We start from the raw sequence: 15618 nt of genomic DNA, 5'->3' as shown, positions 1-15618 counted from the left end.
AAAACTGACATAAAGGAGTGAATGATGATCAAACTGAAAAAAAGACTAATCGGGACAGGTCTTGTCTTAGCGACAGGGATTTTGCTCTCTGCATGTGGACAGTTCAACACAAATACTAGCACTTATTCATCAACATTTAGTGCGAATCCAACAACTTTTAACTATCTTCTAGATTATTATGCAGATAACACTGCCGTTATTACCAATCTCGTAGATGGTTTGTTAGAAAATGACAGCTATGGGAACCTCGTACCTGCTCTTGCGGAGGATTGGTCTGTTTCATCAGATGGTTTGACCTATACCTACAAGCTTAGAAAAGATGCCAAGTGGTATACAGCTGATGGTGAGGAATATTCTTCAGTTAAAGCTCAGGATTTTGTCACTGGGATCAAATATGCCGCGGACAACAAGGGGCAAGCCATGGATCTGATCCAAAATTCAATCAAGGGATTGAATGACTATGTGACGGGTGTGACCAATGACTTTTCAACTGTCGGTGTCAAAGCCTTGGATGATTACACAGTCGAGTACACTTTGACTCGACCAGAACCGTACTGGAATTCAAAGACAACCAATAGTATCCTTTTCCCAGTCAACGAAGAGTTCTTGAAATCAAAGGATAAAGATTTTGGTACCTTGACACCAGACAGCATCCTTTATAACGGTCCATATCTGTTAAAAGATTTCACATCAAAATCTTCGATCGAATATGTGAAGAATCCACACTATTATGACCATGATAAAGTGACCATTGAAAAAGTTAAGTTAGCCTACTTTGATGGGTCCGATCAGGAGATGACCATTCGAAACTTTGAAAATGGCGCCTACTCAATTGCGGGAGTCTATCCAAATAGTTCGAACTATGCCAAGACAAAAGAAAAATACCAAGACAATATCGTTTATAGCCTACAAGACAAGACATCTTGGTACTTTAACTTTAACGTCAACCGCAAAACCTATAATCATACCGCTAAAACAACGGATGAACAAAAGAAATCAGCTCAAACAGCTATCTTAAATAAAAATTTCCGTCAGGCTATCAACTTTGGTATTGATCGAACAGCCTACTCTGCTCAATCTAACGGTGAAGAAGCAGCAAGCAAGACCCTCCGTAATACTCTAGTTCCTCCAACATTTGTCCAGGTGGGAGATAAGACCTTTGGAGAAGTAACAGCTTCTAAGCTTGTGAACTACGGGACTGAGTGGGCAGGTATCAATTTGGCGGATGCTCAAGATGCTTACTTCAACAAGGAAAAGGCCCAAGCAAAATTTGCAGAAGCTAAAAAGGAATTGGAAGCCCAAGGCGTGGCTTTCCCAATCCATTTGGATGTCCCTGTTGATCAGACGAATAAAAATGCGGTTTCTGGTATGAACTCGATTAAACAAACCCTTGAAACAGTACTAGGTTCTGACAATATCGTCATTGATGTTCAACAGCTTTCTACGGATGACTTTGGAAATGTTGCCTTCCTAGCACCAAATCCAGCAGCTCGTGACTACGACCTAAACTTTGATGGTTGGGTTGGTGATTACCAGGATCCATCAACTTATCTAGACCCCTTCAATGCTGAAACTGGCTTCTATCTCAAAATTTTTGGTCTTGATGCCAAGGAAGACCAAGAGCTCATTAAGAGTCTAGGGTTAGATACCTATACACAACTCCTGAAAGAAGCAGATGCCGAGAACAAAGATGTCGCTAAGCGTTATGAAAAATACGCTGAAGCTCAAGCTTGGATGATTGACAATTCTCTAGTCATGTCTGCTATGTCAAATGGTGGTACAGCCTCTGTAACTAAAGTAACTCCGTTTACACGTGCCTACTCCCTAGTAGGTATCAAGGGTGACGGAAATAATTACAAGTACATGAGATTGCAAAAAGACCCTGTTACCAAGAAACAATTTGATGAAGCCAAGGCTAAGTGGGAAGCAGAAAGTAAAAAGGCTATCGAAAAGAGCCAGAAAGAGTTTGAAAATCATATCAAATAAAAACAGAAATGGGGCCCCATAATAAGGGGCCTTGTTTTTGTTTTATCAAGGATTCCGTTAATAGAAGTCATAAATTCAAAATATAGCTAAGAAAAAATGAATGAAAACGCTGATATTAGCAGGAATGGATGGAATTTCTTTCATGATTGTGATATAATAATTATAATTATTAACGTGTATAGGGGATTACCATGAGTAGACGTTCAAAGAGAAATCGTTCAGGAAATGTGAAGCGAAGTATTAACATAGCCTTATTAGCCATTTATTTATTATTGAGTGGCTCTTTGTTGTTCTTAATTTTTAGACATAATATCCTAGCCTTTAGGCATCTCAATATCTTAGCTACTGTTCTAGTTTTACTATCTGCTATCGTAGCTCTACTTTTGATAGTATATAAGAAAGCTGAAAAGTTCACGATTTTCTTTTTGGTACTTGCGGTGTTGACTAGTTCGGTTTCGCTATTTGCTCTGCACCAATTTGTGGGCTTGACTAATCACATCAATGCGACATCAAACTACTCAGAGTATTCGATGAGTGTTGTGGTTTTAAAAGATAGTGAAATTAACAACGTTACCCAGTTGGATAGTGTGACAGGTCCGACTGAAACGGATAATGACAATATCCAAAAATTGATAGCGGATATTAAGACGACTCAGAGCAAAGACTTGGCGGTTGAACAAAGTGCATCTTACCTAGCAGCCTATAAGAGCTTGATTTCAGGTGATGCGAAAGCGATTGTCTTGAACAGCGTCTTTGAAAATATCATTGAAGCAGAGTATCCAGATTATGCTTTGAAGATTAAGAAAATCTATACGAAAAAACTAACCAAGGATGTTGCGGCACCAAAGGTATCTAAGAATCAATCCTTTAATATTTATATCAGTGGTATTGATACCTACGGACCTATCAGTTCCGTTTCACGTTCAGATGTCAACATCTTGATGACTGTAAATCGAGATACTAAGAAAATCCTTCTCACTACAACACCTCGAGATTCCTATGTTCCGATTGCGGACGGAGGAAATAATCAAAAGGATAAATTGACTCACGCAGGGATTTATGGAGTGGACTCATCGATTCATACCTTGGAAAACCTATATGGAGTTGATATTAACTACTATGTTCGTTTGAATTTTACCTCTTTCTTGAAATTGATTGACCTTCTAGGTGGTGTGGATGTTTATAATGACCAAGATTTCACTTCTTTGCATGGGCAGTACCATTTTCCTGTTGGGAATGTCCATCTAGACTCTGAAAAAGCCCTTGGTTTTGTCCGCGAACGCTACTCTCTAGCGGATGGAGACCGCGACCGCGGTCGGAACCAGCAAAAAGTCATTGTTGCCATCATTCAGAAGTTAACATCAACGGATGCTTTAAAGAATTATGACAATATTATTCAAGGATTGCAAGATTCTCTTCAAACCAATATGCCTTTGGAAACCATGATGGACTTGGTTAATACCCAGTTGGATAGTGGTGGTCAGTATAAGGTCAATTCCCAAGACTTAAAAGGAACTGGTAGAACGGATCTTCCATCCTACGCTATGCCAGATAGCAACCTCTATATGATGGAAATTGATGAAAGCAGCTTGGCCGCAGTCAAGGCAGCTATCAAAGATGTGATGGAGGGCAAGTAGCATGATAGACATCCATTCACACATTGTTTTTGATGTGGATGATGGTCCAAAGTCGATAGAGGAGAGTAAAAACCTTTTAAGAGAAGCCTATAGTCAAGGGGTTAGGACCATTGTTTCCACGTCTCATCGTCGGAAAGGGATGTTTGAGACACCAGAAGAGAAGATAGCAACTAACTTTTTGAAAGTTCGCGAAATGGCCAAGGAGGTGGCAGATGATCTTGTCATCGCCTATGGCGCAGAAATATACTATACGCCAGATGTTGTCGAAAAATTGGAAAAGAAATTGATTCCAACCCTCAATGATAGTCACTATGCTTTGATTGAGTTTAGCATGAATACACCCTATCGAGATATACATAAAGGACTGAGCGATATTCTCATGTTGGGGATCACACCAGTTATTGCCCATATTGAGCGCTATGATGCTCTAGAAAATAATGAAAAGCGAGTTCAGGAACTGATTGATATGGGGTGCTATACCCAGGTCAATAGTTCTCATGTTTTGAAACCAAAACTCTTTGGAGAAACCTACAAATTCATGAAAAAGAGAGCTCAGTATTTCTTGGAACGTGATCTAGTTCACGTCATCGCTAGTGATATGCATAACTTGGATCGCAGACCACCTCATATGGAAGAAGCCTATGATATCATTGCTAAAAAGTATGGTGAAGATAAGGCGAAGGAACTCTTCAAAGATAACCCACGAAAAATAATAATGGATCAATTGATTTAGGAGAAACAATGAAAGAACAAAATATGATGGAAATTGATGTATTTCAATTACTTAAAATCCTTTGGAAACGGAAAGTTCTAATTGCACTGGTAGCAATCGTAACTGGGGTAGTAGCCTTTGCCTACAGTAGCTTTATCGTAAAACCTGAATATACTAGTACGACACGTATCTATGTAGTTAATCGTAATCAGGGAGATAAGCCTGGATTGACAAACCAAGATTTGCAAGCAGGATCTTACTTGGTTAAAGACTATCGCGAAATTATTCTATCACAAGACGTTTTGGAGAAGGTCGCAACGGATTTGAAACTGGATCTTCCTTCAAAAGGTTTGGCTAGTAAAATCAAGGTGACCGTACCGGCTGATACACGTATCGTATCGATCTCTGTTACAGATCGTGCGCCTGAAGAAGCAAGTCGCATCGCCAACTCATTGAGAGAGGTTGCAGCTCAAAAGATTATAAGTGTTACACGGGTTTCGGATGTGACGACACTTGAAGAGGCTCGCCCAGCAACCTCACCATCTTCACCAAACATTCGTCGTAATACCATGATTGGATTTCTCGCTGGAGCGGTTGTGATGATTGTCGCGGTTCTCCTTATTGAACTCCTAGATACACGTGTTAAACGACCAGAAGACGTTGAAGATGTTATGCAAATTGCATTATTGGGAGTTGTTCCAAATTTGGATAAATTAAAATAGGAGAGAAAAATGCCAACGTTAGAAATTGCACAAAAAAAATTAGATTTGGCAAGAAAAGCAGAGGAGTATTACAATGCGCTTCGTACCAATATACAATTGAGTGGAAATAACTTAAAAGTTATTTCAATTACATCAGTAAAACCAGGGGAAGGAAAGTCAACTACTTCTACCAATATTGCTTGGGCCTTTGCGCGTGCTGGATATAAGACGCTTTTAATTGATGCCGATATTCGTAATTCTGTCATGTCAGGTGTTTTTAAATCACGTGAAAAGATTACAGGTCTAACAGAATTCTTATCTGGGACAACAGATTTATCACAAGGGTTATGTGATACGAATGTTGAAAACTTGTTTGTCATTCAAGCTGGTTCTGTTTCTCCAAATCCAACAGCTTTGTTGCAAAGTGAGAATTTTAAGACTATGCTTGACACTTTGCGCAAGTACTTCGATTATATCATTGTGGACACCGCTCCTATCGGGGTTGTGATCGATGCGGCTATCATCACTCAGAAATGTGATGCTTCGATTTTGGTGACTGCAGCTGGTGAAACAAATCGACGTGATATCCAAAAAGCCAAAGAACAATTGGAACAAACAAGTAAACCATTCTTAGGGATTGTATTAAATAAATTGAATACCTCGGTTGAAAAATATGGATCATATGGAGCTTATGGCTCTTACGGGAAAAAATAAGAGATAGCTTAGGGAAGATATTATGGAAGAAAAAGGATTGAAGATTACTTTGGCGGTAATCCAGAGTTTTCTTGTCATTATATTAGCTTATTTACTTAGTTTTGTAAGAGAAACAGAGATTGTGAACACCTCTGTTATCATCTTGTTCATTCTGCATTTTGTTGTTTTTAGCATTAGTGATTATGAGCGCGATTTTTTTAAAAGGGGTTATTTGGCTGAGTTTATCAGCACTACAAAATATATCGTTTTCTTTGCTTTAGCTATCAGTATTTCAAACTTCTTTTTAGAAGATCGTTTTAGTATCTCTAGACGAGGCATGATTTATTTTTTGACAATACATTCTATTTTGTTGTATTTGTTGAATCTGTGCATTAAACGCTATAGGAAACGTATCTTTCCAAATTTCAAGGGGAGTAAAAAGATATTCTTGATAACAGCTACTTCCAGAGTTGAGAAAGTTGTAGATAGACTGATAGAGTCGGGAGATATTTTTTGGGAATTGGTGGCGGTCAGTGTTTTGGATCAGCCTAATTTTCAGCATGCATCCGTAACCGTTGTACCTGCAGAGAACATCTTAGACTTTGCTACCCATGAAGTTGTTGATGAAGTTTTTATCAATTTACCAAGTGAAAAGTACGACATCGGGGAGTTCATCTCTCTTTTTGAAACAATGGGAATTGACGTGACAGTCAACCTGAATGCTTTCAATAACTATCTAGGTAGCGATAAAAAGATTCGCGGAATGGCAGGCTTGAATGTCATTACGTTTTCTACAAAATTTTATAAGACAAGCCATGTCATTGCTAAACGTTTCATTGATATCATAGGTTCGATTATCGGACTACTTATTTGTGGATTGGTGAGTATTGTTTTGGTTCCGGTGATTCGAAAAGATGGCGGACCCGCTATTTTTTCTCAAACTCGTATCGGAAAAAATGGTCGACATTTCACTTTTTATAAATTTAGATCTATGTGCGTGGATGCTGAGAAAAAGAAACAAGAGCTCCTTGCACAAAATACCATGCAAGGTGGTATGTTTAAAGTCGATGATGATCCTCGTATAACAAAGATAGGGAGATTTATCCGTAAGACCAGTCTAGATGAGCTCCCTCAGTTTTGGAATGTTTTAATGGGAGATATGAGTTTGGTTGGAACACGTCCCCCAACAGTTGATGAGTATGAAAAATATACTCCTGAACAGAAACGTCGTCTTAGTTTTAAGCCAGGAATTACTGGCCTATGGCAGGTGAGTGGACGTAGTAAAATCACGGACTTTGATGATGTTGTCAAGCTGGACGTTGCCTACATTGATGATTGGACCATCTGGAAAGATATTGAAATATTGTTAAAGACCGTCAAAGTGGTATTTATGAGAGAAGGGGCGAAGTAAGAAATGAAAAAAGTCATAACATATGGAACATTTGATTTGTTGCACTATGGTCATATTAATCTTCTTAAAAGGGCTAAATCGTTAGGCGATTATTTAATTGTTGTGATTTCAACTGATGAATTCAACTGGAATGAAAAACAAAAAAAATGTTATTTTACATATGAACAAAGAAAAACACTCGTAGAGGCTGTTAGGTATGTTGATTTAGTAATACCCGAAGAATCCTGGGAACAAAAAGTTACAGATGTCCATGAATATCACATAGATACCTTTGTTATGGGAGATGATTGGAAGGGGAAATTTGATTTTTTAGAGAAGGAAGGAGTTGAAGTGGTCTATTTACCACGGACTCCTGAAATCAGTACAACTGAAATCAAGAATTCATTGGCAACTAGAGAATATTAAAAACGGAGTTTGAGATAACTATATGACAGATGAATTAGAACAGTTACATAACTTAGAACTTTTGTTAGCTTCAGAAGTGTTAAAAATATGTGAAAAATATAATTTAAAAATCGTGATGCTAGCAGGAACTTTTCTAGGAGCTATACGCCATAATGGATTCATCCCGTGGGACGATGATATGGATTTTGGCATGCCAAGAGAGGATTTTGAAAGATTTAAAGAATTATGTGTTTCGGATTTGGATAGGGAAAAATATTTTCTACAGACAGATCAAACAGATTTGAATTATCCATTTAATTTTGTGAAACTACGTCTCAATAATACACATGTTTCTGAGGAATTTTCTTTAGATGCAAATGTTCATGATGGAATTTATATTGATATTTTTCCGATTGATGATATCTGTCCTAAGCCTTTTAGACGATTCATTCAACTTAAAGGATTTTGGTTATTCCGAAATCTATTATGGATAAAATGTGGATATGGGGACAACGATAGAAAAAAACGATTAGTGTATAAGCTAGCTAAGCTTGTCACACATGTGTTCTCAATACCCTTTTTGAAAAAGATGAAGGAAAAGTGTATATTACTAGGACAGAGTACCAATGCTGATAATGTAGTGGTTAGTGATGGTAGTTATGGAATAAAGAAAGAAACTTTTCCAAAAGTGTGGTTAGACGAAGTTGAAAGTTATTCCTTTGAGGATATAAAATTATGGGGAATGAAGAATTATAGAGCATACTTAAAACATATGTATGGTGACTATATGCAGCTTCCACCTGAGAACCAACGAAATCATCACAAACGAATTAAAATTGATTTTGGCCCATACGTAGAAAAATAGGAGAATTCATAACTTTGGCTAAAAAAGAGATAAAACTTTGTCTAGTGGGATCTAGCGGTGGACATTTAAATCATCTCTATCTATTGAAACCATTTTGGCAGGATAAAGATAGACTATGGGTTACTTTTGATAAAGAAGATGCTCGAAGTATTTTATCAAATGAAAAATGTCATTATTGCTATTATCCGACTAATCGTAATATAAAAAATCTAATAAAAAATACATTTCTTGCTTTAAGAATATTATATAAAGAAAGGCCAGATGTTATCATTTCATCCGGGGCAGCGGTTGCAATACCGTTCTTTTATTTAGGTAAAATCTTTGGTGCTAAAACTGTTTATATAGAAGTATTTGATCGTGTAGACGCTCCGACAATGACTGGCAAAATAGTATACCCTGTTACAGATAGATTCATTGTCCAATGGGAAGAAATGAAAAAAATCTATCCCAAGGCAATCAATTTGGGAGGAATTTTCTAATGATTTTTGTAACTGTCGGTACGCATGAGCAACAATTTAATAGACTAATAAAAGAGATTGATGAATTGAAAGAAGAGGGCGTCATTACGTCGGATGTATTTATCCAAGTTGGTTTTTCAGACTATCAACCTCGATTTTGCAGATGGGAACGTTTTCTTTCATATGATGAGATGAATAACCTAATGGAAAAAGCGGATATAGTTATTACTCATGGTGGTCCTGCTACATTTATGAATGTTATTGCTAAGGGGAAAAGACCAGTAGTTGTTCCGAGAAGAAAAAAATTTGGAGAACATGTGAATGACCATCAGTTAGATTTTTGTAATAGGATTGTTCAGGAGGGATATGATTTAGTAGTCATAGAGGATATTAAAAAAATCCAAGAATACCTGAATCCATCTAGTAGTATTGCCGTTAAATCTAATAATGAATGCTTTGTACAACATTTTTCAAATTTGATTGCAGAATTAGTTGAGTAAAAATGACGAAGAGCATAGAAGGAGACACTTGATGAAAATTTTGCATATTCCAACAGGAGGTTTGTTTTCTGATGGGATTGGAACATTTATATATTCATACCTCGAATACATGGACTTGAGTGAAATTGAAGTGACGATTCTAGCTACTAATAAACCGTTGTTAGAAGATAAATTAAAATTTCAAGTATTAGGTGTTCAGATTGTAGAAATTGAAAGAAAGAAATCCTCAATACTGGCATATATGAGAGAATTCCTTGAACTCTTAAAAGTAGGAAAATACGATGTTGTACATGTCCACGGGAGTAGTGCTCTTATGTCAATTGAATTGTTTATAGCAAAAATTATGGGAGTTCCTGTAAGAATAGCGCATAGTCATAATACAACGTGTAATCATATTCTACTAGACAGAATGTTACGTCCTTTTTTTTACACTTTATATACTCAATCTTGGGCGTGTGGTGAAAAGGCAGGAGAATGGCTTTTTAAGGATAAACGATTTAAAGTTATACATAATGCCAGGGATGTAGAAAAATATAGTTTTAATCCTCATCTTCGCCGAGTATTTCGGACAACACATTCATTAAAAGAAAATACACTTGCATTAGGACATGTAGGCAGATTCAATATTCAAAAAAATCATACATTTCTTCTGGATTTAATGGATGAAATGAAATGTAAGCAGAAGGATGTAAAATTGTTTTTGGTCGGTGAAGGAGAAAAAGTAGAGGATGTTAAGAGATGTGTAAAAGAACGAAAATTGGAAAATTCAATTGTTTTTTTGAATCGGTATTCGGATATGCAATCGTTTATCTCTGCTATGGATATAATGCTATTACCGAGTTTATACGAGGGGTTGCCTTTAGTTGCTATTGAGTGGCAAATTAATGGAATTCAATCTATTCTTTCAACGACAATTTCTGATGAGTGCATCTTCACAAATAGTATCCAACAATTACCAATTGACAACGTAAGTACTTGGATAAAAGCTATTGAAGATTTTTCATATATAAACAGATTGGAAAAATCTAGAGAAAATATTGACCTAGCTCAAAAATCAAACTATGATATCAGAATTGAGGCTAAAAAATTAGAGAATGAGTATAAAAAGTTGATTGGGGAGTAAGAATACAATGAATATATCAATTGTATTATCAACATTTAATGGTGATGAATATATTGTTGAACAGTTAGATACTCTAAGAAATCAAACCCGCCTTGCTGAGGAAGTCTTGATTAGTGATGATGCATCTACAGATGATACTGTTCAAATAATTGAAGATTATATTGCTAAATATAAGTTGGATAATTGGTCTATAAAAAAAAATAAAGAAAATCAAGGATGGAAGAATAATTTTGCCATGTTATTAGAGGAGGCGAAAGGAGATATCGTTTTTCTTTGTGATCAAGATGATATTTGGCATTTAGATAAAATTCAAAAAATGTCTAAGATTATGGAGAATAATGATAAGATTTTGTTGTTAGCCTCTAATTACACACCTTTTTATGTTGGTGATGGTGTCAAGATTAAATTGGATAAAAGTGATTTGGATAATAGTGAGGCAGTGTATCAACCAAATTTTTTAGATAACTTCTTTCATATTAGAAGGCCAGGGTGTGTTTATGCGGTGAACAAAAAGATTATTCCATATTTTTTAGAAATCCGAAGTAACGAAGATGCACATGATGCCTTGTTATGGAGGCTAGCTTCGCTTCTTAATGGGTTATACATTTACTCCTACTCTACTATCGATTTTAGAAGACACGATAGCAACGCGACTGGTAGCAGAGAAAGAAGTTTCCTAAGGAGAAAAGAGCAGGTTATTTATTATGATGATTTGCTTCAGAGATTAGATAAATTTAGTAAACAACATGATTTATCACTTTCAAATGAACAAATTAGTGTTTTGAACGACTACATTCTATGGGGAAAAAATCGAAGAGAATTATTTATGAAAAAGAATGTATTTATATTTTTTAAATTATTTAAATATCATAAGTTGTATTGGTCGTTCAGGTCATATATTACTGATTTTATAGTGTTATATATGAAGGAGTAATTCTAGTAATGTTAAAGAGTATTAGTGAAAGAAAAGGGGGGATTCAAAGTGAGTCCATCAAGAGTTAAAACTGATGTAAAATTGAATGAGTTTCTTTTTGGATTAGCTTTTTATCCTTGGCTAATAGCATGGCTGTTTACTTCGACCTTTTATAAAGATTTTATACATCCCTATGGAATAATAAAAATTTGGGAGTATGTGGGGTTGTTTTTTCTGTTACTTAAATTTATGTTAGGTAAATCTAAGATAAAATCGATAATCATTACTCCAATTATACTTCTTATAGGTTTTATTGTAAGTTATGATAATGGTAACGCCTCCTTTGTAGCATATACTTTGACTCTTATATATTCTTCAAGGGATATTAATTTTCGTAATTTGGTAAGGAATACAATGTTTTGCCAGATTGGAGTTGTAGGAACTGTTGTAGTAAGCTCTTTACTTGGTATTATTCCAAACGAGCTAACCTTAACATATTCAGGAGGTGTGATCCGCTCACGGTATGGGCTAGGTTTTAATTACACATCATTTACTCCGAATTATTTCCTGAGTATATTGCTGGAATATGTGTATTTAAAAGGTGAAAAATATTGGACAATAAAAGAGCTTTTTATTTGTGTACTATTAAATATAGTTATTTATAAATACACAGATACCCGTCTTACTTTTATTATGGTATTTATCCTTCTTTTGATATCGTTTTCGAGAAGATTTATATCAATCAATATGAATTTTAAATTTCTGAAATATTTACTTACTCTTATTTATCCAATTATGGCGTATATGACTTATTGGCTGACAGCAAAATTTGATAGTAGAAATAGTTTATTATCTTTAATAAATAACTTATTGAGTCAAAGGTTGAGATTTGGTCAAGAAGGTTTAAGGAGGTACCCTCTAAGATTATTTGGAACTCATGTTCAATGGGATACTTCGGCAAATTCTTATTTTTATGTAGATTCGTCGTACATCAATATACTTATAAGCTATGGAACAATAATTTTTTTCCTTATGTTAATAAGCTATTCAATTATAATGAGAAAAGTTATAATTAATCAAAATAAAACTTTATTGATTGTGTTAATTTTTTGGTCAGTAAGAGCTTGTATTGACCCACAATTATTTTTATTGTGGTTTAATCCATTTTTGTTTTTAATTGCGAGAACGTTTTTAGATGAAAGAGAGGGAATTGGAGATGATATCACTTATATGCGTATCGAATAATTACGATAAGTTAAATACAATTCTTAAATCATCTTTATCTAGACAAAAAGATGTTAAATATGAACTTATTATAGTGGATTCCAATAAATATGGATTTAATTCTGCTGCTGAGGCTTTGAATTTTGGAGGCAAACAAGCAAAAGGTGATTATCTATTTTTTGTTCATCAAGATATTAGTTTTCAAGATGACTTTGAGTTAGCAAAACTAGAATCTTATTGTAGAAATTTCATATTTGGAGTAGCAGGAGTAGCAGGGGTAAAGAATATTGAGGGAAAGGTCGTCAGTTTTTCAAATATTTTTCATGGGGACCCGAAAACAAAAGCGGCTAGTAAATCTATAAGTACCCCTGTTGAAGTTGATGCAATTGATGAGTGTTTGATTATTATTCCGAAAAAAGTTTTTAGTACGAATCAATTTAGTATAATCGGTCCTACCTGGCATTTATATGGAACAGACTATGCATTACAGATGAAGTTAATCAATTCGCCAGTATTAGTTTTTCCAAGTGAGTTATGGCATGTGTCAGATGGGAAATCTTTAAACCTTAATTATTTTGATGCGATACAATGGTTATTGAAAAAATACTCTAAAAATTATTCAGTAATATACACTTTTTTTGGAGTTTGGCCCAGTAATCCTGTTCTATTAAAATTTAAATGTCTTTATAGGAAATTAAGGTTTTATATTAAGGGAGTGTAATGGAAGTGAAGCTATACGTCGCAACACATAAATCTTATAATCAAGTTCAAGACCAGGACCTATATATCCCTATATTGGTGGGCGCGAATAAGAATATTGGAGAAAAGAATTATTTAAGAGATAATCAGGGAGATGATAATATTTCTGATAGAAACTTTACATTTTGTGAATTAACAGGATTGTATTGGATTTGGAAAAATTCTAAAGATGATATTGTTGGTTTATGCCATTATAGACGTTATTTTGGGAAAAACAAGCGTTTTTTTAAACAGAATTCTATTTTAACAAAGAATGATATTCTAAAACAATTAAATGATTATGATGTAATATTACCATCAAAGGGTATGAACGAGTATAACGGGTATACCGCTGAAGAGTTTTTTAACAAGAATCACGATCATGAAGTTTGGGAAATGTGTAGACAGATTATTTCAGAAAACAATAAAGATTACCTTGATGCTTTTAATTGGTTTTCTAAAGAAAAAACAGGATACTGTTATAATATGTTTATAATGTCTAGAGAAATGATGGATGAATATTGCAGTTGGTTATTTCCGATTCTTTTTGAATTAGATAAGAAGATTGATTACTCAAGATATGATAGTTACAATACTCGTATGATTGGTTTTGTTGCCGAACGTTTAATTAATGTATGGGTACATAAGAAACAACTAACTGTAAAAGAGTTTCCAGTTTTTTCAACAGAAGAACCAGGACTCTTACAAAGAATTCAGAAGAAATTATTTAATAAGTAGTAGTTTATTTATAAAAGTAGATTGTTAATAAATCTTTCAAGGTGCTATTCTCTCTTTTCTAATTAAGTTTTATTGCACTGTCTTTATAAATACTCCTAGAAAGACTAAGTTAATTAAAGATGAAGATTTTAAAGAATTATGTTTATAATTTGTCATATCAGATACTAGTAGTTGTTCTCCCAATAATAACTACACCCTATATTACTAGAATCTTTAGTTCTCAAGAGTTAGGTGATTATGGATATTATAGTTCTATAGTAACTTACTTTATATTGCTCGCTACTTTAGGTGTCGCCAACTATGGGACCAAGGTGATTTCTGGACATCGTAATGAGATTAATAAAAACTTTTGGGGTATCTACTTTTTACAATTAGGTGCTACAATCCTTTCAATCTCCTTATATTGTATTTTTTGCGTTAACCTTCCTTCAATGCAAAACCCAGTAGCCTATATTTTGGGATTGAGTTTAGTTTCTAAAGGTTTAGATATTTCCTGGCTTTTTCAAGGGTTAGAGGATTTTCGTAAAATTACTGTTCGAAATATTACGGTAAAACTCGTTGGGGTAATCTCGATTTTCCTGTTTGTCAAATCTACTAACGACCTTTACCTTTATGTGTTCTTATTAACAATATTTGAGCTATTGGGACAATTAAGTATGTGGTTGCCGGCCCGAGAGTTTATTGGGAAGCCCCATGTTGATTTAAAATACGCTAGGTACCATTTGAAACCAATTATTTTATTATTTCTTCCTCAGATAGCAATCTCTTTATACGTTACTTTAGATCGTACGATGCTTGGAGTTTTAGCCTCTACAAAAGATGTAGGAATCTATGATCAGGCACTTAAATTGGTGAATATTTTATTAACCTTGGTAACGTCATTGGGGAGCGTCATGTTGCCTCGAGTTGCTAATTTATTAGCAACAAACAATCATGAAGAAGTCAATAAGATGCATGAGATTTCATTTCTAGTTTATAATTTGATTATTTTTCCGATTATGACAGGTATGTTGATTGTTAATGACGATTTTGTTCAATTTTTCCTTGGTCAAGATTTTCAAGATGCACGTTTCGCGATAGCAATCATGATCTTTAGGATGTTCTTTATCGGCTGGACCAATATTATGGGAATTCAGATTTTAATTCCACATAATAAAAATAAAGAATTTATGATTTCAACAACGGTTCCCGCAATTACCAGTGTGGGATTAAATTTGTTGTTTCTTCCCAAACTTGGTTATATGGGGGCTGCAATTGTCTCGGTCTTGACTGAAGCCTTTGTTTGGGCAATTCAACTGTTCTTTACTCGCAAATATATAAAAGATGTTCCGATTATCGGATCGATGATGAAGATTATTCTAGCATCAGCTATTATGTATGGCCTCCTGCTAGTTTCAAAAACAGTTATACATTTTTCGCCAATCGTAAATGTTTTAGCATTTGCCGTGATTGGTGGAATCATTTATCTTTTTGCGATTCTATCTCTAAAAGTGGTAGATGTGAAAGGATTAAAACAAATAATTAGGAAAAATTAG

General features: G+C 34.8%; 16 protein-coding genes. All 16 read left to right on the top strand.

All coding sequences use genetic code 11. From position 1 onward, the window contains the following. The first annotated feature begins 24 nt into the window (after nucleotides 1-24). The 16 genes from HMPREF1518_RS02250 (at nucleotide 25) to HMPREF1518_RS02175 (ending at nucleotide 15618) form a co-directional block, all read left to right on the top strand. The gene (locus HMPREF1518_RS02250) at nucleotides 25-1986 is read left to right on the top strand and encodes a peptide ABC transporter substrate-binding protein (RefSeq protein ID WP_050589079.1); all 1962 of its coding nucleotides are present in this window, start codon (nucleotides 25-27) and stop codon (nucleotides 1984-1986) included. A gap of 191 nt (nucleotides 1987-2177) precedes the next feature. After that, nucleotides 2178-3623 carry an LCP family glycopolymer transferase CpsA gene (gene cpsA / locus HMPREF1518_RS02245; RefSeq protein ID WP_033583834.1) on the top strand — a complete coding sequence of 482 codons (1446 nt, stop codon included), beginning with the start codon at nucleotides 2178-2180 and terminating at the stop codon, nucleotides 3621-3623. 1 nt (nucleotide 3624) lies between these two features. After that, nucleotides 3625-4356: a capsular polysaccharide biosynthesis protein Cps4B gene (gene cps4B / locus HMPREF1518_RS02240; protein ID WP_000565336.1), complete on the top strand. Its 732-nt coding sequence runs from the start codon at nucleotides 3625-3627 to the stop codon at nucleotides 4354-4356. Nucleotides 4357-4364: 8 nt separating this feature from the next. Continuing rightward, entirely contained in the window at nucleotides 4365-5057 is a 693-nt protein-coding gene (gene cpsC, locus HMPREF1518_RS02235) for a capsular polysaccharide biosynthesis protein CpsC (RefSeq protein ID WP_000664132.1), read from the top strand. 9 nt (nucleotides 5058-5066) lie between these two features. Then, nucleotides 5067-5750 (top strand): tyrosine-protein kinase, encoded by a 684-nt coding sequence (locus HMPREF1518_RS02230; RefSeq protein ID WP_001142501.1) that lies wholly within the window; start codon nucleotides 5067-5069, stop codon nucleotides 5748-5750. Between the two features lie 22 nt (nucleotides 5751-5772). After that, nucleotides 5773-7140, top strand: a complete 1368-nt coding sequence (locus tag HMPREF1518_RS02225; RefSeq protein ID WP_033583831.1) for a sugar transferase — start codon at nucleotides 5773-5775, stop codon at nucleotides 7138-7140. A gap of 3 nt (nucleotides 7141-7143) precedes the next feature. Further along, on the top strand, nucleotides 7144-7545 hold the full coding sequence (gene tagD, locus HMPREF1518_RS10815; RefSeq protein WP_000756020.1) for a glycerol-3-phosphate cytidylyltransferase: 402 nt from the start codon (nucleotides 7144-7146) through the stop codon (nucleotides 7543-7545). Nucleotides 7546-7567: 22 nt separating this feature from the next. Continuing rightward, on the top strand, nucleotides 7568-8389 hold the full coding sequence (locus HMPREF1518_RS02215) for a LicD family protein (protein WP_033583830.1): 822 nt from the start codon (nucleotides 7568-7570) through the stop codon (nucleotides 8387-8389). Between the two features lie 29 nt (nucleotides 8390-8418). Continuing rightward, on the top strand, nucleotides 8419-8868 hold the full coding sequence (pssD, locus tag HMPREF1518_RS02210) for a PssD/Cps14F family polysaccharide biosynthesis glycosyltransferase (protein ID WP_025172328.1): 450 nt from the start codon (nucleotides 8419-8421) through the stop codon (nucleotides 8866-8868). Then, nucleotides 8868-9347, top strand: a complete 480-nt coding sequence (locus HMPREF1518_RS02205) for a glycosyltransferase (RefSeq protein ID WP_033583828.1) — start codon at nucleotides 8868-8870, stop codon at nucleotides 9345-9347. The genes pssD and HMPREF1518_RS02205 overlap by 1 nt, the downstream gene beginning before the upstream one ends. A 31-nt stretch (nucleotides 9348-9378) precedes the next feature. Continuing rightward, on the top strand, nucleotides 9379-10470 hold the full coding sequence (locus tag HMPREF1518_RS02200) for a glycosyltransferase family 1 protein (protein WP_033583826.1): 1092 nt from the start codon (nucleotides 9379-9381) through the stop codon (nucleotides 10468-10470). 7 nt (nucleotides 10471-10477) lie between these two features. Further along, nucleotides 10478-11404 (top strand): glycosyltransferase, encoded by a 927-nt coding sequence (locus HMPREF1518_RS02195; RefSeq protein ID WP_049479869.1) that lies wholly within the window; start codon nucleotides 10478-10480, stop codon nucleotides 11402-11404. Between the two features lie 24 nt (nucleotides 11405-11428). After that, nucleotides 11429-12628 (top strand): hypothetical protein, encoded by a 1200-nt coding sequence (locus HMPREF1518_RS02190; RefSeq protein ID WP_033583824.1) that lies wholly within the window; start codon nucleotides 11429-11431, stop codon nucleotides 12626-12628. Next, nucleotides 12600-13328, top strand: a complete 729-nt coding sequence (locus HMPREF1518_RS02185) for a glycosyltransferase family 2 protein (protein ID WP_033583823.1) — start codon at nucleotides 12600-12602, stop codon at nucleotides 13326-13328. Before HMPREF1518_RS02190 ends, HMPREF1518_RS02185 begins: the two co-directional genes overlap by 29 nt. Further along, nucleotides 13328-14083 (top strand): DUF4422 domain-containing protein, encoded by a 756-nt coding sequence (locus tag HMPREF1518_RS02180; RefSeq protein ID WP_033583821.1) that lies wholly within the window; start codon nucleotides 13328-13330, stop codon nucleotides 14081-14083. The genes HMPREF1518_RS02185 and HMPREF1518_RS02180 overlap by 1 nt, the downstream gene beginning before the upstream one ends. Before the next feature lie 119 nt (nucleotides 14084-14202). Continuing rightward, the gene (locus HMPREF1518_RS02175; RefSeq protein WP_033583819.1) at nucleotides 14203-15618 is read left to right on the top strand and encodes a flippase; all 1416 of its coding nucleotides are present in this window, start codon (nucleotides 14203-14205) and stop codon (nucleotides 15616-15618) included.

This window comes from Streptococcus sp. SR1 (assembly GCF_000526075.1).
GTDB lineage: Bacteria > Bacillota > Bacilli > Lactobacillales > Streptococcaceae > Streptococcus > Streptococcus halitosis.
Note: the sequence above shows the minus strand (reverse complement) of the source record. Positions and strands in the feature narration are given on the sequence as shown.